The sequence below is a fragment of the Streptomyces sp. NPDC004629 genome, assembly GCF_042873595.1.
GTDB lineage: Bacteria > Actinomycetota > Actinomycetes > Streptomycetales > Streptomycetaceae > Streptomyces.
The window spans coordinates 5,357-27,392 of record NZ_JBIALO010000004.1 but is presented as its reverse complement, the minus strand read 5'-3'; the positions used below and the strand labels follow the sequence as shown (position 1 = coordinate 27,392).

The 22,036-nt window shown below is 73.2% G+C and carries 22 protein-coding genes; 11 read left to right on the top strand and 11 right to left on the bottom strand.

Annotated features, from left to right (window positions below):
- Positions 1 to 123: 123 nt before the first annotated feature.
- The gene (locus tag ACFYTE_RS07160; protein ID WP_388706018.1) at positions 124 to 597 is read right to left on the bottom strand and encodes an indole-3-glycerol phosphate synthase; all 474 of its coding nucleotides are present in this window, start codon (positions 595 to 597) and stop codon (positions 124 to 126) included.
- Positions 598 to 752: 155 nt separating this feature from the next.
- Positions 753 to 1,616, bottom strand: coding sequence for a pyrimidine reductase family protein (locus ACFYTE_RS07155; RefSeq protein ID WP_388706016.1), 864 nt, complete (start codon positions 1,614 to 1,616; stop codon positions 753 to 755).
- A 37-nt stretch (positions 1,617 to 1,653) separates the two neighbouring features.
- Between ACFYTE_RS07155 and zapE the strand changes: the two genes are divergently transcribed.
- The 4 genes from zapE (at position 1,654) to ACFYTE_RS07135 (ending at position 6,470) form a co-directional block, all read left to right on the top strand.
- A complete protein-coding gene (gene zapE, locus ACFYTE_RS07150; RefSeq protein ID WP_388706013.1) occupies positions 1,654 to 2,754 on the top strand; it encodes a cell division protein ZapE in 1,101 nt (366 codons plus the stop codon).
- A 655-nt stretch (positions 2,755 to 3,409) separates the two neighbouring features.
- Positions 3,410 to 3,988, top strand: coding sequence for a carbonic anhydrase (locus ACFYTE_RS07145; RefSeq protein WP_388706011.1), 579 nt, complete (start codon positions 3,410 to 3,412; stop codon positions 3,986 to 3,988).
- A gap of 8 nt (positions 3,989 to 3,996) precedes the next feature.
- Positions 3,997 to 5,457, top strand: coding sequence for a SulP family inorganic anion transporter (locus ACFYTE_RS07140; RefSeq protein WP_388706008.1), 1,461 nt, complete (start codon positions 3,997 to 3,999; stop codon positions 5,455 to 5,457).
- A gap of 101 nt (positions 5,458 to 5,558) precedes the next feature.
- Entirely contained in the window at positions 5,559 to 6,470 is a 912-nt protein-coding gene (locus ACFYTE_RS07135) for a slipin family protein (RefSeq protein WP_388706005.1), read from the top strand.
- A 180-nt stretch (positions 6,471 to 6,650) separates the two neighbouring features.
- On the opposite strand, the gene ACFYTE_RS07130 is transcribed toward ACFYTE_RS07135, so the two are convergent.
- The 5 genes from ACFYTE_RS07130 to ACFYTE_RS07110 form a co-directional block, all read right to left on the bottom strand.
- Positions 6,651 to 7,373, bottom strand: coding sequence for a peptidyl-tRNA hydrolase (locus ACFYTE_RS07130; protein ID WP_388706002.1), 723 nt, complete (start codon positions 7,371 to 7,373; stop codon positions 6,651 to 6,653).
- A 62-nt stretch (positions 7,374 to 7,435) separates the two neighbouring features.
- Positions 7,436 to 7,618 carry a hypothetical protein gene (locus tag ACFYTE_RS07125; RefSeq protein ID WP_388705999.1) on the bottom strand — a complete coding sequence of 61 codons (183 nt, stop codon included), beginning with the start codon at positions 7,616 to 7,618 and terminating at the stop codon, positions 7,436 to 7,438.
- 18 nt (positions 7,619 to 7,636) lie between these two features.
- Entirely contained in the window at positions 7,637 to 8,488 is an 852-nt protein-coding gene (locus ACFYTE_RS07120) for a polysaccharide deacetylase family protein (RefSeq protein ID WP_388705997.1), read from the bottom strand.
- Between the two features lie 136 nt (positions 8,489 to 8,624).
- Positions 8,625 to 8,762, bottom strand: a complete 138-nt coding sequence (locus ACFYTE_RS07115; RefSeq protein WP_388705994.1) for a hypothetical protein — start codon at positions 8,760 to 8,762, stop codon at positions 8,625 to 8,627.
- 59 nt (positions 8,763 to 8,821) lie between these two features.
- Entirely contained in the window at positions 8,822 to 9,388 is a 567-nt protein-coding gene (locus tag ACFYTE_RS07110; RefSeq protein ID WP_388705991.1) for a YbhB/YbcL family Raf kinase inhibitor-like protein, read from the bottom strand.
- 327 nt (positions 9,389 to 9,715) lie between these two features.
- Between ACFYTE_RS07110 and ACFYTE_RS07105 the strand changes: the two genes are divergently transcribed.
- Complete coding sequence (locus ACFYTE_RS07105; RefSeq protein WP_388705988.1) at positions 9,716 to 11,032, top strand: DUF692 domain-containing protein; 1,317 nt, start codon at positions 9,716 to 9,718, stop codon at positions 11,030 to 11,032.
- Positions 11,033 to 11,621: 589 nt separating this feature from the next.
- Positions 11,622 to 12,356, top strand: coding sequence for a DUF4142 domain-containing protein (locus ACFYTE_RS07100; protein ID WP_388705986.1), 735 nt, complete (start codon positions 11,622 to 11,624; stop codon positions 12,354 to 12,356).
- A 207-nt stretch (positions 12,357 to 12,563) separates the two neighbouring features.
- Here ACFYTE_RS07100 and hemQ read toward each other — a convergent pair whose 3' ends face one another.
- Both hemQ and hemG read right to left on the bottom strand, forming a co-directional pair.
- Positions 12,564 to 13,295, bottom strand: coding sequence for a hydrogen peroxide-dependent heme synthase (gene hemQ, locus ACFYTE_RS07095; protein ID WP_388705984.1), 732 nt, complete (start codon positions 13,293 to 13,295; stop codon positions 12,564 to 12,566).
- A gap of 4 nt (positions 13,296 to 13,299) precedes the next feature.
- Positions 13,300 to 14,766, bottom strand: coding sequence for a protoporphyrinogen oxidase (hemG, locus tag ACFYTE_RS07090; RefSeq protein ID WP_388705982.1), 1,467 nt, complete (start codon positions 14,764 to 14,766; stop codon positions 13,300 to 13,302).
- A 159-nt stretch (positions 14,767 to 14,925) separates the two neighbouring features.
- Here hemG and ACFYTE_RS07085 point away from each other — a divergent pair, with 159 nt between their 5' ends.
- Both ACFYTE_RS07085 and ACFYTE_RS07080 read left to right on the top strand, forming a co-directional pair.
- A complete protein-coding gene (locus tag ACFYTE_RS07085) occupies positions 14,926 to 15,936 on the top strand; it encodes a DUF4349 domain-containing protein (RefSeq protein ID WP_388705980.1) in 1,011 nt (336 codons plus the stop codon).
- A gap of 269 nt (positions 15,937 to 16,205) precedes the next feature.
- The gene (locus ACFYTE_RS07080; RefSeq protein WP_388705978.1) at positions 16,206 to 17,642 is read left to right on the top strand and encodes an FAD-dependent oxidoreductase; all 1,437 of its coding nucleotides are present in this window, start codon (positions 16,206 to 16,208) and stop codon (positions 17,640 to 17,642) included.
- 115 nt (positions 17,643 to 17,757) lie between these two features.
- Here ACFYTE_RS07080 and ACFYTE_RS07075 read toward each other — a convergent pair whose 3' ends face one another.
- The gene (locus tag ACFYTE_RS07075) at positions 17,758 to 18,054 is read right to left on the bottom strand and encodes a hypothetical protein (protein ID WP_388705975.1); all 297 of its coding nucleotides are present in this window, start codon (positions 18,052 to 18,054) and stop codon (positions 17,758 to 17,760) included.
- 92 nt (positions 18,055 to 18,146) lie between these two features.
- Between ACFYTE_RS07075 and ACFYTE_RS07070 the strand changes: the two genes are divergently transcribed.
- Positions 18,147 to 18,971, top strand: a complete 825-nt coding sequence (locus tag ACFYTE_RS07070; RefSeq protein WP_388705973.1) for a rhomboid family intramembrane serine protease — start codon at positions 18,147 to 18,149, stop codon at positions 18,969 to 18,971.
- A gap of 1 nt (position 18,972) precedes the next feature.
- Here the strand turns inward: ACFYTE_RS07070 and hemE are convergent, their stop codons facing one another.
- Positions 18,973 to 20,040 (bottom strand): uroporphyrinogen decarboxylase, encoded by a 1,068-nt coding sequence (gene hemE / locus ACFYTE_RS07065; RefSeq protein ID WP_388705970.1) that lies wholly within the window; start codon positions 20,038 to 20,040, stop codon positions 18,973 to 18,975.
- Positions 20,041 to 20,171: 131 nt separating this feature from the next.
- On the opposite strand from hemE, the gene ACFYTE_RS07060 reads away from it, so the two are divergent.
- The gene (locus tag ACFYTE_RS07060) at positions 20,172 to 20,849 is read left to right on the top strand and encodes a DUF3000 domain-containing protein (protein WP_388705968.1); all 678 of its coding nucleotides are present in this window, start codon (positions 20,172 to 20,174) and stop codon (positions 20,847 to 20,849) included.
- Positions 20,850 to 21,120: 271 nt separating this feature from the next.
- On the top strand, positions 21,121 to 21,783 hold the full coding sequence (locus ACFYTE_RS07055; protein ID WP_030041211.1) for a response regulator transcription factor: 663 nt from the start codon (positions 21,121 to 21,123) through the stop codon (positions 21,781 to 21,783).
- Positions 21,784 to 22,036: the final 253 nt, after the last annotated feature.

The following is a 22,036-nucleotide window of genomic DNA, read 5'->3' as shown; positions in this document are numbered from 1 at the left end:
GCGCAAGCAGCGCCGTCGTGCGCAAGCAGCGCGGCCGTGCCCGAGCGGCGCCGTCGGGCGCGAGCGACGCCGGTCCCTGCGCCCGGGGCGCGGGGGGCCGGGTGAGGGGTCGCCGCGGAGCGGCTACGCCTTGCTGTGCGAGAACAGCTTCAGCACCGGCACCCCCACCTTGTGCCGGGCCCGCGAGGCCCAGTCCCGGTGGAAGAACTCCTCCACGTAGTGCGGGTCGGTGAGGACGATCACCTCGTCGGCCCCGACCTCGTCGACGAGCACCTTCAGGGCGTCCAGCGGATGGTCCTCGACCAGCCGCCCCTGCGCCTGTCTGCCGGCCGCCCGCAGTGCGGTGAGGGACACCGACAGGGCCTGTTCGGCGGGCTCCTTCGCGGCGGCGCCCTCGGGTGTCTCCCCCTCGCGGGCGGCGTCGTCGAGTTCGCCGAGGGCGATGTCGTCGATGGCCCGCAGCAGCCGGTCGGCCTGGTCGCCCCGCGGCTGGAGCAGCACATGGAAGAAGACCGCCTCGTCTCCGTGCAAGGTGGTGACGAACTCCACGTCGGCGGACGTCAGGGCCTTCTCGATCATCAAAACGCTTGTGAACACCAGCGCCCCATTCTCCTTCGAGGGCCCCTTGGCCCCTCTCTCCTGCGTGGACCGTACCTGGCCCTGCGGAAACCATCCTGCCCCGTGGTCGCACGGGTCCTGCCGGATCCAGTGTGCCCGGCGGGGGCAAAACGGAACGACACATTCCGATGTTTTCAGGACCGCCGGTAGCGGGCGAACAGATATCCGGCCTCCGCCAGCAGCGACACGAGTTCGAAGCGCCGGGGCACGGCGACCGGCGGACCGTCCGCGATGCGCTGGGCGTTGCCCGCGGTGAGCATCGGCGAGAGCGTCAGGCACAGCTCGTCGAGCACCCCGGCGGCGACGAACCGGCCGAGCAGCCGGGGGCCGCCCTCGGTGAGCAGCCGGGTGTGGCCGAGCCCGGCGAGGGCCCGCACCGCGCGCACCGGATCCACCTCGGTGCCGTCGCCCGCGATCACCACCCGGGCGCCCGCCCGCTCGGCGGCGGCGATCCGGTCCCGGTCCGCCGCGGCGCCGGTCAGGACCAGCGTGGGCACCAGCGGAGCGGTGAACAGCGGGAGCGAGAAGTCCAGGTCCAGGCTCGCGCTGACGACCGCGATGGCCGGGGCCGGGCCCTGTCCCGCGGCCTCGCGGGCCGCCGCGAACTCGGCACGCGCGCGTGCGGGGCGGTACCCCTCCTTGCGTACCGTCTGGGCGCCGACGACCACGACGTCCGCGAGGGCCCGCAGCGTCCCGAAGATCCGCATGTCGGCCGCGCCGGAGATGGGCTGCGAACGGCCCTCGTACTGGGCGGCGCCATCGAGTGTGGACACCATGTTGGCCCGCAGCCATGCCTCCGCGCCGTGCCGGGCCGGCTCGGGATAGGCGTAGGCGGCGGCCAGCTCGTCGAGACTCCACTCCCGCTCCACGCGGTCGCTCGCGCCCGGGGAAGCGGAGGCCGCGGCTGCCCCCGCGGCGGCTCCCGCCCCCGCCCGCGCGGCGTCCGCGGCCAAGTCCTGGGCTGCTGTTTCTTCGGTCACAGGGAACAGGCGTCGCATGAGGTGCAGTGTGACACGGCGCTTACCATGGGGAACCGTGTCGTCCTCCACCGCCGCCTCCCGGCCCGGCTCCGCCGCCGACGCGGCCCCGCTGTCCCTGTGCTCCCGCGAGCCGCACGTCCCCGCGGACCGGCTGGTCGCCGAGATGGTGCCGCCGCCGCGCTTCGACTCGGTGCGCTTCGCCACCTACCTGCCGGACCCGAACCAACCCAGCCAGACCGAGGCCGTGCGGGCCCTTGAGGGCTTCGCGGCCTCTCTGGACGGGTCGTTCGCGACGGGCGGCGCGAAGCGCGGGTTCCTCGGCTTCGGACGGTCCAGGGCGAAGGTCCCGGCCGGCCCGCGCGGCGTCTACCTGGACGGCGGGTACGGCGTCGGCAAGACCCATCTGCTGGCCTCCCTGTGGCACGCCACCCCGGCCGAGCCCGCGCTCAAGGCGTTCGGCACCTTCGTCGAGCTGACCAACCTGGTCGGCGCCCTCGGCTTCCAGGAGACCGTGCGCACCCTCAGCGGCCACCGGCTGCTGTGCATCGACGAGTTCGAACTGGACGACCCCGGCGACACGGTCCTGGTGTCGACGCTGCTGGGCCGGCTGGTCGACGCGGGCGTGGCGCTCGCCGCCACCTCCAACACCCTGCCGGGCAAGCTGGGCGAGGGCCGGTTCGCGGCCGCCGACTTCCTGCGCGAGATCCAGGGCCTGTCCGCGCACTTCCGCGCCCTGCGCATCGACGGCGAGGACTACCGCCACCGCGGCCTGCCCGAGGCGCCGGCGCCGTTCTCCGACGAGCAGGTGACCCGGACGGCGTACGCCACCGACGGTGCCTCGCTCGACGAGTTCCCGCGTCTGCTGGACCACCTCGCGAAGGTGCACCCGAGCCGCTACGGCGCGCTGACGGACGGCGTGCGGGCCGTGTGCCTCACCGATGTGCGGGCGGTGCCCGATCAGTCCACGGCGCTGCGCCTGGTGGTCCTCGCGGACCGGCTCTACGACCGTGAAGTGCCCGTCCTGGCCTCCGGCGTGCCCTTCGACGCGTTGTTCAGCGAGGAGATGCTGAACGGCGGCTACCGCAAGAAGTACTTCCGCGCGATATCCCGGCTCACCGCGCTCGCCCGGGACGCGAAGCCCCTCGTGGCGGCCTGACAGTCGATCAAAGTCAGCGGGTCAACGACTGGTTCACGCCATAGGACCCGCAATTTTCAGGCTCTCCCACGCCCGAAACGTGGATTTAACCCTGCAAAGAACTTTGCAGGGTTAACGTGTTTCTTGACCATCCATTGACCAATGCTTGGTCCGTACTAGAGGTGTGAACGGTCGAGAGGGGGGCGCATGTTCCGAGGTGAAACGCGCCGGAGCACAATGACGCTCCTCGTCGCCGCCCTGCTCGCCCTGCAGTTCTTCGCACCCACGGATTCCTTCACATCCGCGCATACATTCCGTCATGTCGAGGCCAAAGGTCAATCCGGAAGCGAGTTTTCCGGACAGCCGTCGCGTGACGGCACGGGAACGCACCGCGACACGGGGTACGGCGAGGAGCCGCCCGGCGCGACGCCCGCCCGTGACCGTCGGCGCTCCGCCGCCTCTGGGCGGGTGCCCGGGCGCCCGCTGCCCGACCGGGCCTTGAGGAGCGCACGCGGGGCGAGTGCGCCCGGCGCCGCCTACCACCGCATCTCCAGACCCTCAAGAGCCCACACCCCGGCGGCGCTTCAGGTCTTCCGCTGCTGAGAGACGGGCAGCCCCCGCAACCGTCGTGCACGTCCGACGCGCCGTTCTGGCGCGCCAGGAGGAACAAGACACCATGCAGCCCCTCATCGACAACGCCCGTACCTTCGGACAGCGCCCTGAGGAGTTCGCCAAGCTCGCCGAGGGCCAGTCGCCGCAGGTCCTGTTCATCACCTGCTCCGACTCCCGGGTCGTCCCGGCCCTGATCACCGGCGCCCGCCCCGGTGAGCTGTTCGAACTGCGCACCGCCGGCAACATCGTCCCGCCCCTCGCCTCCGCGCACCCCACGGCCGAGGCGGCCACCATCGAGTACGCCGTCGAGGTGCTCGGCGTCCGTGACGTCGTCGTCTGCGGCCACTCCCACTGCGGTGCCGTCGGCGCGCTGGTGCGCGGCGACGACCTGACCGCCGTACCCGCCGTGCGCGACTGGCTGGCGCACGCGACCCCGCGCCCGGCCGGAGCGGCCGAGGACCCCGCCGTCACCGAGGGCGTGCAGAGCCACGTCCTGACCCAGTTGCTGCGGCTGCGCTCGTACCCGTGCGTGGCCCGGAAGCTGGCCCAGGGGCAACTCGCCCTGCACGCCTGGTACTACGAGGTGCACACCGGCGCCGTCCGGGCGCACGTCGCGCAGACCGACACCTTCGAAGCACTGTGAGCGGCGCCGTGACGAACACATTCCCTCATCTCAGGCAGGACTTCACCGCTTCCCTCGTCGTCTTCCTGGTCGCGCTCCCGCTGTGCGTGGGCGTGGCCGTCGCCTCCGGCGTACCGGCCGAACTCGGCCTGGTCACCGGCATCGTCGGGGGCATCGTCACCGGGCTGATGCGCGGCAGCAGCCTCCAGGTCTCCGGTCCGGCCGCCGGCCTCACCGTGCTGGTCTTCGAGTCGGTGCAGCAGTTCGGGCTGCCCGCGCTCGGGGTGATCGTGCTCGTCAGCGGGGTGCTCCAGATGACGATGGGCGCCCTGCGGCTGGGCCGCTGGTTCCGGGCCATCTCGGTCTCGGTGGTCGAGGGCATGCTGGCCGGGATCGGTCTGGTCCTGATCGCAGGACAGCTGTACCCGGCGCTGGCCGCCGAGGCCCCCGATTCGGGCCCCGGAAAGATAGCCGGACTCCCCGGGGCGCTCGCGGACGCCCTCGGTGACGCGGACGCGCTGGCCTCCCTCGCCCTCGGCGCGGGCACGATCGCGGTCCTCGTGCTGTGGAAGCTCGCCCCCGCCGCGATGCGCGTGGTGCCGGGCCCGCTGGCCGCGGTCGGCCTCGCCACGCTGGCCGCGATGGCCCTCGGCCTGCCGGTGGCCACCGTCGAGGTGCAGGGGCTGCTCGGCTCGATCCAGCCGCCGCCGCTGAGCGCCTTCGGTGAACTCGCCGGCCTCGGGGTGCTCGGCACGATCGTCGCGTTCACGCTGATCGCGTCCGCCGAGTCGCTGTTCAGCGCGGCGGCCGTGGACCGGCTGCACGACGGACCACGCACCGCGTACGACAAGGAGCTGTTCGCCCAGGGCGCCGGCAACACGATCTGCGGGCTGCTCGGCGCGCTGCCGATGACCGCGGTGATCGTGCGCAGCGCGGCGAACGTGCAGGCGGGCGCCCGCACCAAGGCCTCCCGGGTGCTGCACGGCGTCTGGCTGCTGCTGTTCGCGGCCCTGCTGCCGGACGTGCTGGGCTACATCCCGATCCCCGCCCTCGCGGGCATCCTGGTGTACTCGGGCGCCAAGCTCATCCCGGTGCGGGCGCTGGCCGTGCTGTGGCGCGAGTCCCGGGGCGAGGCGCTGATCCTGGTGGTCACGGCCGTGTCGATCGTCGCGGTCAGCATGTTCGAGGGCGTGCTCATCGGCCTGGCACTGGCGATCGGCAAGACCGCGTGGGAGGCCTCGCACGTCAGGCTGGAGTTCGTCGACAAGGGCGCCGGCCCCGTCGAGGCGTATCTGTCCGGCAACGCCACCTTTCTGCGGCTGCCGAAGATCCTCGACAGCCTGGAGGCGCTGCCCACGGACCGGCCGGTCCGGCTCGACCTGTCCGGCCTGCACCACCTGGATCACGCCTGCCGGACCGCGCTGGAGTCCTGGGCCGAGCGGCACAGCTCGGCCGGGACCGAGCCGGTGCGGCTCACGACGGCGCGGTGACGCGCTGGTCTGGTCCGGGGCAGGGGCGTGGCCCCGGACCAGACACCGGGCATATCGTTACAGGAACGGATGGAACGGACCTCTGAGCGGAGGAGGCCGTCATGCTCCCGGACCTGTTGGGCGCCCTCGTGGGCCTCGGCGCCGTCGGCCTGGTCTACCTGACCGCGGCGGCCCGTGTCGTCAAGCAGTACGAACGCGGCGTGGTCTTCCGGCTCGGGCGGGTCATGGACCCCGCGCGGGCGCCGGGCTTCACCATGGTGATCCCCGGGGTCGACCGGCTGCACAAGGTCAACATGCAGATCGTGACGATGCCGATCCCCGCCCAGGAGGGCATCACCCGCGACAATGTGACCGTCCGGGTCGACGCGGTCGTGTACTTCAAGGTCATGGACGCGAGGGCCGCGATCGTCAACGTCGAGGACTATCGGTTCGCCGTCTCCCAGATGGCGCAGACCTCGCTCCGTTCGATCATCGGCAAGAGCGACCTCGACGATCTGCTGTCCAACCGCGAAAAGCTCAACCAAGGCCTTGAGCTGATGATCGACAGCCCGGCCGTGGGCTGGGGCGTGCAGATCGACCGGGTCGAGATCAAGGACGTCTCCCTGCCGGACACGATGAAGCGGTCCATGGCCCGTCAGGCCGAGGCGGACCGTGAGCGCCGGGCCCGGATCATCAACGCCGACGCGGAGTTCCAGGCGTCGAAGAAGCTGGCGGAGGCGGCGCAGCAGATGGCCGACACCCCCGCCGCGCTGCAGCTGCGGCTGCTGCAGACGGTGGTGGCGGTGGCCGCCGAGAAGAACTCCACGCTGGTGCTGCCCTTCCCGGTGGAACTGCTCCGCTTCCTGGAAAAGGCGCAGCAGCCGACGGGCGCCGACGCGGCACCCCCCGCCGCACCCCACACGGAGGCCACCACCCCGAACGGCCAGGACCACTCCACCACCCGACCCCCGCGCCCGATCCCCCCGACCCCGGAGGACACCCCACCCCCCGCTCCCCACCCGGACCTGCCCTGAGCCCCGTCGCCCCGCGTCGGCCCTCGGGTGTCGGCCACTGCGGGCTACGGAGCTGCGGGCCACGCCCGGGGTGGGTGCGGCAGGGCTCGGATGCAGCCGCCCCCTCGACTGCACGAGTGGGCCCTGGGGCGATCCCGGTGATCCCTGCGGAGACTCATGCACCCATGCGGGCGTAGCCAGTCACGGTGTGTGAAGAGCGGGGTGGTCCCCGACGACCGTGGTGGAGCCTGGTCGGATCTCGGTGAAGCCGGCGTCCCGCACCAGGGGCAGTCCGCTGGTGGTGAGCCGGGGCCAGTCGGCGGGGTCGGCGGTGCGCACGGCCAGGGGGAAGCCGGCGTCCCGCCAGTCGTCCCGCTCCGCGGCGGACAGCTCCCACCAGGCGAGCTGGGCGCCATGCCCGGCCTGGGCCATCGCCTTGCCGGCCGACATGTCCAGCTCGGGGTTCAGCCACAGCACGGGCTGTGCCGGGTCGGGGTCGGCCGGCGGCTCGGGGTCGTCGAGTTCGGTGCCGGACACCTGGAGCCGGGCCAGGTCCTTGGGCCAGCCGTCCAGCGGAACCGGCGGGAAGACCCGTACCTCCGCGGACTTCCCGGTGACGGTGATGCCGGGCAGCGCCTCGGCCCGCCGCCACTCGGCGCCCCGGGCCCGCCGCACCACCTTGCGGATCCGGGCGTCCTGCCAGTCCCGCACGGCCCGCGCCCATTCCCCGTCGCCCAGCGCCCGCTCGTCCGCGAGCAGCATGAGCACGGCCCGGGCGGCGGTCTCCAGTGCGTCGGTGCGCGCGGGCGGCGCCGCCCGCTCGATCCGTACGACGAGCGGCAGCACGAACTGCGGGGCCGCGTCGCGCGGGGAGCGCTCGGCACGGAAGGGGCTGTCACCCAGGGAGTCAGGAACGTCGCTCACGACAGCCCACCTTACGGCTCCGGGCGACGGTGCCGCCGTGGGCCGGTGCGCACCGCCACGGGTCACCCCGAGCAGGCGGTGCGCTGCGCCTCCTGCCACTCGCAGACGGGGCACAACGTGATGCCCCGGTGCGAGGGCGGGTACTCGGTCGGCTCGCGGCACAACACGCACTCCGCGTACGGCGGGCCGCCGGCCGCGGCGGGCCCTTCGGGGCCGGCGGCCGGGCGGGGGTCCTTGTCGGTCATGCCCTCAGCGTAGGCGGGTCAGCGGTGGCTGCCGGTCTGCGAGATCAATGTGGAGACCTTCACGAACCGAAAGCCCCGCTTGCGCAGTTCCGGCACGATCGTACGCACGACCCGTTCGGTGGTCGGGGCGGCGCTGCGGGTGCAGTGCATGACGACCACCGACCCGGGCTGCACCCCGTCCAGCACCTGCTTGACGACCGCGTCGGCGTCCGTCGCGAACGCGTCCCCGCTGACCACGTCCCACTGCACCGCGGTGACGCCGAGCCCGCTCAGCGCGCGCAGCGACTGCTGGTCGTAGCAGCCGCCGGGGAAGCGGAAGTACGGCATCGGGTGCGGCACGCCCGCCTTGCGGAGGGAGGCGTACGCCTGCTCCACGTCCGCCCGCATCCGGTCGGCGGAGACGGTCGGCAGGCCGTAGCAGTCGGCGGTGAAGGCGTAGTGGCTGTAGGAGTGGTTGGCGACCTCGAACAGCGGGTCGCTGCCGATCGAGCGGGCCTGCGCCGGGTACTGCTCGGCCCATCGGCCGGTCATGAACACGGTCGCCGGGACTTTCAGGTCGCGCAGGGTGGCGATCAGGTCGGGGTTGTCGAAGTGCTCGCCCGCCGCGGCGCGCTTTCCTTGATCGGCGGTCATGTCGGCGTCGAAGGTGAGGGCGACCGTCTTGCCCCGGGTGCGCGGGCCGTTCATGAAGACCGGGGTGAGACCGCCGGGGCCCGGGGTGAGGGTGGGCGGTTGCGACGATGAGGGGGCCGAGGCGGCGGACCCCGCCGGGCCCCGGCCCGTGGTGTGCGGGGCCCCGGCGGTGCCGCACGCGGCGAGGGCCGCGCCCAGGGCGCAGAGAGTGGTGACGTGGCGTACAAGAGTGAACACAGTATGAAGATATGACTGGAAAGGTGGCAATCCGGATGACATGGCGAGCGGCCGGCACCTGCGTCACCCGCCCGGCCCCGCAGACCCCGCACCCCCACTGCCGCCGCACCGCTACCGCCCGCGCGCCGATGCCCTGCTAGGCGCTGCTGTGACCGCTCACCGGGACATCGCCGTCCTCTCCTGTGCGCCGCGCGTCGGCCAGGCATTCGTCGTAGCGGGCCTCGGCCTGCGGAATCGCTTCACGCTCGGGATCGAACAGGAACAGGATTCGCACCTCCGCGCAGGCCGCAGTGAGAGCGAGTTGATCAGTACCGCTGGTCCGTCCGGGGCGGCTCAGCGGGCGTAGTGGCCGGACAGGGTGCCGGAGGCGAGGGTGTGGCTGGCGAGGGCGCGCCGCAGGCCGTCGGCGGTGGCGGTCGCCGGCGTCAGGTCCGGTCTCCGGTCGGCGGCGTACACCGTGAAGACGTAGTGGTGGGGCCGGTCACCGCGCGGCGGGCACGGGCCGCCGTAGCCGGGCCTGCGGAAGTCGTTGCGGCCCTGCTCCGCACCCTCGGGCGCGCGGCCCTCGGCCAGCGCGGTGGTACGCGGGGCGATGTCCCACACCAGCCAGTGTGTGAACGGGCCCTGCGGGGCGTCGGAGTCCTGGACCAGCAGGGCCAGCGAGGTCGCCCCCGCTGGTACGCCGGAGAAGGCGAGCGGCGGCGAGATGTCCGCGCCGTCGCAGGTGTAGCGGCGCGGGATCGCCCCGCCGTCGGCGAAGGCGGCACTCGTCACCGCGATGCGGTGTCCGGACGACGCGGCGGGGGAGGAGGCCGGGGGCGCGGAGGCCCCGCCGCCGCAGGCCACGGCACTGCCGAGCACGACGGCCAGCATTCCCACGATCACCGGACGGTTGCGCATACCCGCAGGCTAGGCCCTGCCGACCGAGCACGGGCCACCCCGCGCCGCCCTGTCCCTGGGCCGGGACCCACTGGCTCCAACGCTGCACGGCGGCGCTCCGCTTGGTGGCTCACCGTCCTGGTGCGGAGACAGGAACGCTGGGGCATCGGTACGAAGCAAAGGCGAGGACCAGCACCGAGCGGGATCGCCGGCGGCTTCCGCGCCGTGGGCGCCGGGAACCTCAAATGTTGCTCTGAAGACACGGGCGGTGGGATTTGGTGCCGGGCGGGCGGGCCATACCTCCGTCACGCCACGACGGCGACGAGGAGGCACGGGAGGGGACGCGCGATGCGACGACTGGGGACGGGGATCGGCTGGCGGCCGGAGATCGCGGACGCCGTGGAGCGCATGCCGGGCATCGACTGGGTCGAGGCCGTCGCGGAGAACGTGTGCCCCGGGCATCTGCCCGCGTCGCTGCTGCGGCTGCGCGAACGTGGGGTCACCGTGGTCCCGCACGGGGTCTCGCTCGGTCTCGGCGACGCGGACCGGCCCGACGAGGGCCGGCTGACCGCCCTCGCCGAACGCGCGACGGCACTGGGCTCGCCCCTGGTCACCGAGCACATCGCGTTCGTCCGGGCCGGTGGCCCGCTGACCGCGTCCCCGCGCCTGGAGGCGGGCCATCTGCTGCCCGTGCCGCGCACCCGCGACGCGCTGGACGTGCTGTGCGCGAACGTACGCATCGCGCAGCAGGCCCTGCCGGTGCCGCTCGCCGTGGAGAACATCGCCGCCCTGATCTCCTGGCCCGGCGAGGAACTGACCGAGGGGCAGTTCCTGTACGAACTGGCCGACCGGACGGGTGTGCGGCTGCTCATCGACGTGGCGAACCTGCACACCAACCACGTCAACCGCGGCGACGACCCGGCGCGGGCGCTCACCGAACTGCCGCTTGAGGCCATCGCGTACGTGCATGTCGCGGGCGGATTCCAGCGCGACGGCGTCTGGCACGACAGCCACGCCCACCCCGTCCCACGGCCCGTCCTCGACATCCTGACCGACCTGGCCGCCCGGGTCACGCCGCCCGGGGTGCTGCTGGAGCGCGACGAGAACTTCCCCGAACCCGTGGAATTGGAGCGGGAGTTGGCGGCCATCCGGACGGCCGTGGACGAGGGCTCCGCGAATCGCCGCGCCAGCGTCTCGCAGCCGGCCCCGCGGGCGACGACGCTCACGGCCCCGCGGGCGGCCGGCGAGCCCGACCGGGAGCGGGTCGCGCTCGCCCAGGCGGCGGTGCTGTCCGCGCTGGTCGCCGGGACTCCGCTGCCCGAGGGCTTCGACCGGGTACGGATGGGCGTGCAGGCGCGAGCGCTCGCCGCGAAGCGGGCGGACGTGGTGGCCAAGGTCGCGCCCGAACTGCCCCGGATCCTGGGTGCCCGCTACCGCGCCACGTTCCTCGACTATGCGCAGGGGCAGCCGATGACCGGCGGATACCGCCGGGACGCGCTGGACTTCGTGGCGCACCTGCTGAGCGCGCGGCGCCCCGAAGACACCAGGGTACGGCGGGAGTTGCGCATGTGGTGGCTGGAGCGCTCGGGCCCGGCGCCACGCTCCCGGCACCCGATCGCCCGCGCCGGCCAAGCCGCCCGCCGGGCGCTGGCACGACGGGGGTGACACAGCGGGACCGGGTGACGGCGCCGGGAGCGAGGGGACGCCGCAAGTCACGGGGTGGCGGGCGGACGGGGGGTTGCGGTCCAGGCAGGGGGCGGCGGTCCGGGCAGGGGATGCGGGGCGGTCCGGGGGCGGTACGGGCCAGGCAGGGGCACGGTACGGGCCAGGCAGGGGCACGGTACGGGCCGGGCGCGGGGCGGTCTAAGTGCGGGGCGGTCCGGGTGCGGGGCAGTACGGTCCATGTAGGGGCGCGGTCCGGGCCGGGGGCGGTACAGGCCGGGGGCGGGGCGGTCCGGGCCGGGGTGCGGTCCGGGCCAGGGGCAGTACGGGCCGGCCGGGGGCGGTGTAGGCGGGAGGGGCGGTGCGGTCGGGGCGGGGGGGTGCAGTCCAGGCGGGGGGCGGTCCGGGCGGGATGCGGTGCGGGCGGGGCGGGGCTGGTTCAACCGCCGTTGCGCTGTTGCCCACTTCGGTTTCGGTTCGGCGTGCTTCGCCCGGTTCTGCCATGGCACGGCCGGAACGGTCTGCGCAGTAATATGCCAACCCGCACCCACCCGACGCACACCGGCATGCGGTGCCGCAAGCAGGAGGCACCATGCGACCGCACCCCCCGATCAAGGGCAGAGGCATCTTCAGCGGCACCGGGCTCATCATCGCGGGCCTGGCCGCGACGCTCGCGGCGCTGGTCTTCCCCGTCTGGTCCTACGCCGACCGATCGGGAACGACCGGCGCGGATGTGCTGAGCGCGCGGACGAAGACCACACCGTACGGCCCGCTGTCCGCGCTCGACCAGGACTTCGTCACCAGGGTCCGGCTGGCCGGGCTGTGGGAACTGCCGGCCGGTGAACTGGCGGAACGCAAGGGCACCACCGCGGCGGTGCGGACGGCCGGACAGCATCTGGTCGACGGGCACACGACGCTGGACGCGCATGTCCGCCTCGTCGCCTCGCGGCTCGGTCTGGCCCTGCCCAACGCGCCCACCGCGCAGCAGCAGGACTGGCTGGCGGAACTGGACGCCGCGCAGGGCGCGGACTTCGACCGCGCGTTCGCCAACATCCTCAGGCTGGCGCACGGCAAGGTGTTCTCGGTCGTCGCCCAGGTCCGGGCGGGCACCCAGAACGCGCTGGTGCGTGATCTCGCCGACGACGCCAACGCCACCGTCCTGGACCACATCAAGGTCCTGGAGGCGACGGGCTATGTCGACTTCGCCGCGCTGTCCCGGGACTTGGCGGCGAGCGGCCCGCCGTCCGCGTCCGACACCACACCGCCGCCGGTCGCCCCCGCCTCAGCCCTCCCGGTCACCCCGGCCCCCTCCCCCAACACCCCCTGACAGCGCCCCGAAGGGGCGCGGGGAACTGCGCGACCAGCCACGACGGCGCCGCAGACGATCAGCGGCACATCGCGGCACACCCAGAGAGCGACAAGCCACGACGAAGCCGCAGACAACCGACGGCACATCGCGGCACTCCCTGGGCGCGACCAACCACGACGAAGCCGCAGCCGACCGACGGCACATCACGGCCCACCCAGCGGAGCGTTACGCGAGCCCCGCGACCAGTTCGCCGATCTCCTTGCGGCGGCCGGTGAAGAAGGGGACCTCCTCGCGGACGTGCCGGCGGGCCTCAGAGCCGCGCAGATGGCGCATGAGGTCGACGATGCGGTGCAGTTCGTCGGCCTCGAACGCGAGGATCCACTCGTAGTCGCCGAGGGAGAACGAGGCGACCGTGTTGGCGCGCACGTCGGGGAAGCCGCGGGCCATCTTGCCGTGGTCCGCGAGCATCTTGCGGCGGTCCTCGTCGGGCAGCAGGTACCAGTCGTAGGAGCGCACGAAGGGGTAGACGCTGACGTAGGCGCGGGGCGTCTCGTCGGCGAGGAACGCCGGGACGTGCGCGCGGTTGAACTCGGCGGGGCGGTGCAACGCCATGTTCGACCACACCGGCTCCAGTGCGCGGCCCAGCCTTGTGCGGCGGAAGAGGTTGTACGCCTCCTGGAGCTGGTCGCTGGTCTCTGCGTGCCACCAGATCATGAGGTCGGCGTCGGCGCGCAGCCCGGAGACGTCGTAGGTGCCGCGGATCGTCACGTCCTTGGCGGCGAGCTGGTCGAACAGCTCCTGGACCTCGTCGGCGTAACCGGCGCGGTCCTCGGGCAGCGCGTCCTTCAGCCGGAAGACGGACCACAGCGTGTAACGGATGACCTCGTTGAGGTCCTTGGCCAGCTTGCCCTTGTTGGGGATCCTGCCGGACTCGGTGGTGGGGGCGTCGTCACTCATGTGCCTATTCTCCCGCTCCGCCCTGCGGGCCGTGCACCGGGTGGCCGGTCGGCTCCGCCCCGGCGGCGCCGACCGCGCGCAGGTCGCCCGCGAGCCGGTCCACGGCGGCCTCGGCGCTCGCGATGCACGCGGGGATGCCGACGCCGTCGTACTGGGCGCCGCACACGGCGAGAGCCGGGAGCTTGGCGACGTGCTCGCGGATGCGGGCCACGCGCGCGTGGTGGCCGACGGGGTACTGGGGCAGGGCCTCGGTCCAGCGGGTGACCCGGGTCTGCAAAGGCTCTGCGGTCAGGCCGGTGGCCTCGCGCAGATCGTGCCGGGAGACGTCGACGAGGCCGGCGTCCTCGCGGCCGAGGATCTCCGTCTCGCCGTACCGCCCGACGGAGGTGCGCAGCACGATCACCCCCGGGTCCTCCTCGGCGATCCAGCCCCACTTCCGGGAGGCGAAGGTGGACGCCTTGACGGTGTGCCCGTCGACGGGAGGCACGAGGAAGCCGCTGCCCTCGGGGAGGGTGACGGCGTCCCGCCGGTAGGCGAGGGTGACCAGGGCCATGGAGGCGTATTCGACGGCCCGCAGTTCGGCGGCGGCGCCGGGGGACTCGGCGGCCAGCAGGCCGGCGGCGACGGGCGCGGGCACCGCGAGGACGACGGCGTCCGCGTGCCGCACCCGGTCGGCGGCGACCACCCGCCAGCCGCCCGCCGCCTCCCGGCGCAGCTCCGTCACCACTGTGGAGGTGAGGACGGCGCCGCCGCGCGCCCGCACGGCCTCGGCGACCGCGAGCGGCAGCCGGCCCACCCCGCCCTCGATGCCCTGGAAGACCGGGCCGGGCCGCGGGTCCGCGGCGGGCCGCGCCTGGAGGCCGCGGACCGCCTCGGTGAGGGAGTCATGGGTCTGCAGGGCCTGGAACAGTTGGGGGACGGCCGCGCGCATCGAGATGCGGTACGCGTCGCCCGCGTACACGCCGCCGAGCAGGGGCTCGACCAGGCGGTCGACAACCTCGCGGCCGAGCCGCGCCGCCACGTACTCCCCGACCGCCACGTCGTCGCCGGTCTCGGTGCGCGGCAGGCCGGCCTCGCGGTCGATACGGGCGAGGCTTTCCTCGGAGACCACGCCGGCCAGCGCGGACGCCGTGCCGGGCACGCCCATCACATGCCCCTTGGGCATGGGGCGCAGCGCGCCGCGGGTCCAGATCGAGGCGGTCGTGGTGGCCGGTGTGCGCAGCCGGTCCGCGAGGCCCACCTCGCGCGCGAGGGTCACTGCCTCCGGCCGGCGGGCGAGCATCGACTCGGCGCCCAGGTCCACCCGCACACCCGCGATCTCGCCGGGCAGCAGTTTGCCGCCGACCCGGTCCGCCGCCTCCAGCACGGTCACCCGCGCCCCGCGGTCCAGCAGCCGGTGCGCCGCCGCCAGTCCCGCGATCCCGGCTCCGATGACGACGACATGGCCCGTGTCCGTACCCGATCCGTTCATGACTCCACCCTCTCAGACGCCGCCGACGGCCCAACCGGCGCCTCGTGTCCGGCTCGCATCGTGACCGTGACCTCATCGGGACCACGCTCCGCCAACGTCCCGCCGGGGTGCGGCGTCGAAGGAGCGTCAGTCGTCACACACCCTTGGGGGAACCGCCACATGCGCACACCACGCTCCGTACGCCCCGTGCCCGCCCTCGCCGGCATCCTGCTGGCCGCCACCGTCGCGCTGACCGGCTGCGGTGCCTCCGACATCGCGAGCGGCGGTGACGACAAGGCCGCCGCGAACAGCGCGGCCCAGCGGGGTACGGCCGCCGACGCCGGCTCCGGGGCGGTCGGCGAGGCCGGCGGGCCGGGCCGGACGGATACCGCCAAGACGGCCCCGAAGGGGCCCCGGATCACCGTTGATCACATCATCCGCACCGCCTCCTTGACCGTGCGGGTCGCGGACGTGCCCAAGGCACTGGACGAGGCCCGCACCGCCGCGGAGGGCGTAGGCGGCTTCGTCGGCCGGGAGAGCACCAGCCGGGACGCGGAGGGCCATGAGCGCACCCGAGTGGTCCTGCGCGTGCCCACCGGCGCGTACGACGATGTCCTCGTCGACCTCCAGGGCACGGGCAGGCTGATCTCGCGCACCGCGCGGGCCGAGGACGTCACCGACCAGATCGTGGACGTGGACAGCCGCATCGCCTCCCAGCGGGCCAGCGTCGCCCGGATCCGCGAGCTGATGGACCGGGCGGGCCGGCTCAGCGATGTGGTCACCCTGGAACGGGAGTTGAGCGGCCGCGAGGCCGACCTGGAGGCGCTGCTGGCCCAGCAGGCGTCCCTGAAGGACCGCACGAGCCTCGCGACCATCACCCTGACGCTGACCGAGGCGCCGGAGAAGGAGACGGCGAAGGACGACACCCCTGGATTCCTGGACGCGGTGTCCGGCGGCTGGCACGTTTTCGTCACGATGCTGCGCTGGATCGCCCTGGCCCTGGGCGCGGTGCTGCCCTTCGCGGCGCTTGCGGCGCTGCTCGTCCTGGGGTGGGTGCGGGTCCTGCGGCCCCGGCTGCCGCGCCGCACGGCGACCGCGCCGGCCGGCACCGTGGGGCCGCTGCCCCAGGCCCCCTCCACTGGCGCCGAGGGGTCCGACGCGGAGCGCGGCGGTGTGTCAGCGGGCGCCTAATGGGGTGCCCCGGGATGTGGGCGGGCGGGTGCGGCGTTCGTCGTGGCTGGGCGCGCCGTTCCCCGCGCCCCTGAAACGCTGGCGGCGCCCAGGAGGCCGGCGTAGGCCCGTGGCGCCTAACGGGGGTGCCTCGCTTTGCGGGTCGGCGGGTGCGGCGTTCCTCGTGGCTGAGCGCGCCGTTCCCCGCGCCCCTGAGACACCGGCGGCGTCCAGGATGTCGGCGTGGGGTCCGGTGGGGTTGAGATGTTGCGTGGTCGTAGCGTGTTCGCATGAGTGTGAACGGTGCGCGGGGTGGGGCCGAACGGCTCGTCGTGATCGGCGGCGACGCCGCGGGGATGTCCGCGGCGTCGCAGGCGCGGCGGCTGCGTGGGCCCGGCGAGCTGGAGATCGTGGCGTTCGAACGCGGCCACTTCACGTCCTACTCGGCGTGCGGCATCCCGTACTGGGTGGGCGGCGACGTCCCCGAACGCGATCAGCTGATCGCCCGCTCGCCCCGGGAGCACCGCGCGCGGGACATCGACCTGCGCATGCGCACCGAGGTCACGGAGATCGACGTGGCCCGGCAACGGGTACGCGCGCGTGACGTCGATTCCGGTGCCGAGTCCTGGACGTCGTACGACAAGCTGGTGATCGCGACCGGGGCCCGGCCCGTGCGTCCCGAACTGCCGGGGATCGACGCTCCCGGCGTGCACGGCGTGCAGACCCTGGACGACGGTCAGGCCCTGCTGGACACGCTGGCGCACACCGACGGCCGCCGCGCGGTCGTCGTCGGCGCGGGCTACATCGGTGTGGAGATGGCCGAAGCGCTCATCAACCGCGGCTACGACGTGACGGTCGTCAACCGCGGCGCGGAGCCCATGGCCACGCTCGACCCGGACATGGGCCGGCTGGTGCACCGGGCCATGGACGGCCTAGGCATCACCATGGTCAACGACGCGCCCGTCACCAAGCTGCTCACGGGGAACGACGGCCGGGTGCGGGCGGTGGCGACGGAGGACGCCGAGTTCCCGGCCGACGTGGTCGTCCTCGGGATCGGCGTGCGCCCCCAGACGGCGCTGGCCCGGGCGGCGGGGCTGCCGCTCGGCCGCCACGGCGGGCTGCTCACCGACCTGGCGATGCGCGTCCGGGGCCAGGAGAACATCTGGTCCGGCGGTGACTGCGTCGAGGTGCTCGATCTGGTCTCCGGCCAGGAGCGGCACATCGCCCTCGGCACCCACGCCAACAAGCACGGCCAGGTCATCGGCACCAACGTCGGCGGCGGTTACGCCACCTTCCCGGGCGTGGTCGGCACGGCGGTGAGCAAGGTCTGCGACCTGGAGATCGCCCGTACCGGGCTGCGCGAGAAGGACGCGCGCCGGGTGGGCCTGCGGTTCGAGACGGTCACCATCGAGTCGACCAGCCGGGCCGGCTACTACCCCGGCGCCTCCCCCATGACGGTGAAGATGCTCGCCGAGCGTGGCACGGGCCGCCTCCTCGGTGTGCAGATCGTGGGCAGGGAGAGCGCGGCCAAGCGCGTGGACGTCGCCGCGGTGGCGCTGACCGCGCGGATGACCGTCGAGGAGATGACGGCCCTGGACCTGGGCTACGCACCGCCGTTCTCACCGGTGTGGGACCCGGTCCTGGTGGCGGCACGCAAGGCGGCGACCAAGATACGCGCCACCACCCCCACCGCAGCCCTCCCGGCCCCACCGCCCAACGCCCCCTGACAGCGCCCCCAAAGGGGCGCGAGGCTGTATTGATATGCGGCTCCGCCGCGCGGGCGCGACCAGCCACGACGGAGCCGCAGACGAACGACGACATAGCGCGGTAGGACCAGCGGAGCTACGCCGTTCCGCTGATCCGTGGCAGCGATGCCACGGATGCGCTGGATGTCATGGCCTGTGGCTGCTCCGCGGCGGGCTTCGCGTGGGAGGCGGTCGCGCGGACGGACCGCAGGCGGTGACTGACCGCCTCGTCGAGGGTCACCGGCCGCTGCATCTGCGCGGCGAGCCGCCCGGCCTCCTGGCCGAGCCGGGCGACGTCCTCCCATGGGAGCCGCACCACGAGGGAGATCTCCGCCTCGCCGTCCGGCAGGGCCTGCATCGCGGGGAATGTCTGGGGGGTGACTCGGTCGTTCATCGCCTGGTCCTCACGTCGGTTGCCCAGGGATACGCGGCCGCGTCCGGCGGCGTTCACCGATTCGCCCGCCGCGTCGAGGGCAGTACTCCTGTGTGGTCATCCCCGTCCATGACGTGAACCCGGTGCGCGGCACCCCCTGGGTGACGTACGCGCTGATCGCCGCGAACTTCGTCGTCTTCCTGGTCACGCCCGGCATAGCGGGTTCCGTGGCCGGCGGCGGCGACCTGGCGCAGCTGTGTCATCTCCAGGCGTTCATGGACCACTACGCGGCGGTGCCCAGAGAGCTGATCCACGATCAGTTGCCGCGGCTGGTCCCGACCGGCGCGGTGGGTGTCGGCCCGCAGGGGCCGGGCTGCGTGGTGGCCCCGCCGGCCTACGACAAGTCACCGCCGCTGTCGGTCTTCACGGCGATGTTCGTGCACGGCGGCTGGCTGCATCTGCTGGGCAACATGCTGTTCCTGCTGATCTTCGGCAACAACGTCGAGGGCCGGATGGGCCATGTCCGGTACTTCGTCTTCTACGTCGTCTGCGGCTACGCGGCCGGGTACGGCTTCGCGCTGCTCAACGCCTCCTCGGCCGAACCGCTGATCGGCGCGTCCGGGGCGATCGCCGGCGTCCTCGGCGCCTACCTGGTGCTGTATCCGAAGGCGAGGGTCTGGGTCCTCGTGCCGTTCCTGATCTTTCTGCCGCTCAGGCTGCCGGCCTGGCTGGTGCTGGGCTTCTGGTTCGTGCTCCAGGCGGTGTACTCGTCCGGGCTCGGCGTCTCCGGCGCCGGAACGGTGGCGTACGCGGCGCACATCGTCGGCTTCGTCGTCGGCGTGCTGTTCGCGCTGCCGCTGCGGCCGGGCACCCCGCCCCCGCCGGAGCCGCCCCGGCTGCTGTTCGGCAGGCAGGCTCGGCCCTGGCAGACGTGGTGAGTCAGCGGGCGGTACGTGTGTGCACGTACTCCGCGAGCCGGGTGAGCGCGTCCGGGTCGGTGTCGGGCGGCACGCCGTGGCCGAGGTTGAAGACGTGGCCCTCCAGCCCGGCCGCCGCGTCCAGCACCTCGCGGGTCTTCGCCTCGACGACCTCCTCGCCGGCGAAGAGGACCGTCGGGTCGAGGTTGCCCTGGAGCGCCTTGCCCGGACCGACGCGGCGGGCCGCCTCGTCGAGCGGGACGCGCCAGTCGACGCCGACGACGTCCGCGCCGGCCTCGCCCATGAGTTTCAGCAGCTCGCCGGTGCCGACACCGAAGTGGATGCGCGGGACGCCGTATCCGGCGACGGCGCGGAACACCTTGGCGGAGGCGGGCAGCACGGAGCGCCGGTAGTCGGCGGGGGCGAGCGCGCCGACCCAGGAGTCGAACAGCTGGACCGCGGAGGCGCCCGCCTCGATCTGCACCTTGAGGAAGGCGGCCGTGATGTCGGCGAGGCGGTCGAGCAGGTCGGCCCACAGCCCGGGGTCGCCGTACATCATCGCCTTCGCGTTCTGGTACGTCCGCGACGGGCCGCCCTCGACGAGATAGCTGGCCAGGGTGAACGGGGCGCCGGCGAAGCCGATGAGCGGGGTCGGACCGAGTTCGCTGGTGAGCAGGCCGATGGCCTCGGTGACGTAGGTAATGTCCTCGGGGGTGAGGTCGCGCAGCCGGTCGAGGTCGGCCCGGGTGCGCACGGGGCGCTCGACGACCGGGCCGACGCCGGGCTTGATGTCGAGGTCGACGCCGATGGCCTTGAGCGGGACGACGATGTCGCTGTAGTAGATCGCCGCGTCCACGTGGTGCCGGCGCACCGGCTGGAGCGTGATCTCGGTGACCAGTTCGGGGCGGGTGCAGGACTCCAGCATCGGGATGCCCTCGCGCACCTTGCGGTACTCGGGCAGGGAGCGGCCGGCCTGGCGCATGAACCACACGGGGGTGTGCGGCACGGGTTCGCGGCGGCACGCCTTGAGGAAGGCGCTGTCGTACGTGGCTGTCGGCTGCTGGCCCGTGGGGCTTGCGTTGGCACTCACGACGGAAAGTCTCCCACGGCCCCGAACCCGGCCGGACCAGGCCCTGCACCGGGGGCGACGGCGCTCGCGGGCGCGTCCTTAGGTGGTGTCTCTCCCTGCGCGAAGCGCCCGTTCCCCTTACTCTTCCCCGCATGGCTGCGGCTCAGGGACGACTGTCGGACGGCGCTGGTGGGATGGACGAGGGGAAGGGGGCCAGGGAGACGGACCGGCATACGGACAGTTCGGCTCCGCCGGCTTTCCGGGCCGCGGTCGAGGCGCTGCGGACCGCGCGGCTGCGACCGCAGATCGAGGTGGATCCGACGCCCGCGCCCCAGCGGCTCGCCCCCTTCGCATACGCCCTGGAGGCGGCGGTCGTCGACGGCGACCAGGATCTGGCCGACGGGCGGCTGATCATGCTGCACGAACCGGCCGGGCACGATGCCTGGCGCGGTGCCTTCCGGCTGGTGACGCTGGTGCGCGCGGAGCTGGAGCCGGAGATGGCGGCCGATCCGCTGCTGCCGGAGGTGTGCTGGTCGTGGCTGACCGGTGCGCTCCAGGCGCGCGGGCTGTCGTGCGGCGAGGCGAGCGGCACCGTGACCCGCGCGGGCTCGCACTACTTCGGCGGGCTTTCCCCGCGTCCGCCCGCCTCGCAGATCGAGATCCGGGCCTCCTGGACGCCCCGGGAGGGGCTGGGCGGGGTGCCGGACACGGCGGCCCATCTGGCCTCTTGGTGCGATCTGCTGGCGCAGGTCGCGGGGCTGCCGCCGGCCGCCCCGGGCGACGCGTCGGTGGTGACCCTGCCGCAGCGCAGGGACCCGCAGTCCCGCTGACGGCCCCGGTCACCGGAGACGATCACCCTTCCATTGACCATCTCTTTGTCGATACGGCCACTTTCGATCCTTGAAGCGAACCCGCTCGAACCGACTCGATCTTCGGCTGATCGATCGCGCGTCCGAATTGCACGGAATGTTCTCACCAGATCGTGATCATTCTCTAAAGCCGAACGGGTTTGGTGCCGAAGACGACTGTGACCTTGAAAGCACGGTTCGTCCCGGCTTCACCCCCCACGAGCCGGCCCCGTCCCGCACCCCAGGAGGCCTGGTGTCCGTTCTCCTTGAGCAACCCGCAAGCCTGGTCGCCTACCGCCCGAACAAGCCGACCGCCATGGTGGTCGTGGCCGACCCGCGCGTCCGCTCCACCGTCACCCGCCATCTGTGGGCGCTCGGTGTGCGCGATGTCATCGAGGCCTCGTCCGTCGCGGAGGCTCGTCCCCGCATCGGCAACCCCCGCGACATCTGCGTCGCCGACGTCCATCTGCCGGACGGTTCCGGCCTGACCCTGCTGTCCGAGACCCGAGCCGCGGGCTGGCCCAACGGCCTTGCGCTGTCCGCCGCCGACGACATCGGCGCCGTGCGCAACGCACTGGCCGGCGGGGTCAAGGGCTACGTCGTCACCGGCACCCGGACCAACATCGGGCTCCCCACCCGACCGGGCGCCGCCCCCATCGGCGCGGCCGCCGCCCGTATGCACCGCCGCCCCCCGGGCGCCCCGAGCCACCCGGGCGGCTACCGTGAACTGTCCGGCCGCGAGGTCGAGGTGCTGCGGCTGGTCGCCGAGGGCCAGTCGAACAAGGCGATCGGCGTCTCGATGGGCCTGTCCGCACTGACCGTCAAGAGCCATCTCGCCCGCATCGCCCGCAAGTTGGGCACCGGTGACCGGGCCGGCATGGTCGCCGTGGCCCTGCGTACCGGCATCATCCACTGAACCCGCAGGCCACGGCCTGATCCGTATCCCGGCCCGGCACCCGTGTGCGCGGGACCGGCAGCCGTTCCCCGGCGGTGTCCCCCGCCGATCGTGTCCTTGTCTTCCTAGTCTTCCTACCGACCTGACTTGTTTACGACCCCCCGGCGCCCGGGGGGGGGGGGGGGGGGGGGGGCGGCGGCGGCCGCAAAAGGGAAAAAAATCAACATGAGCCCCCCCCCCCCCACCCCCCCCCCCACAACCACCCCCCCCCCCC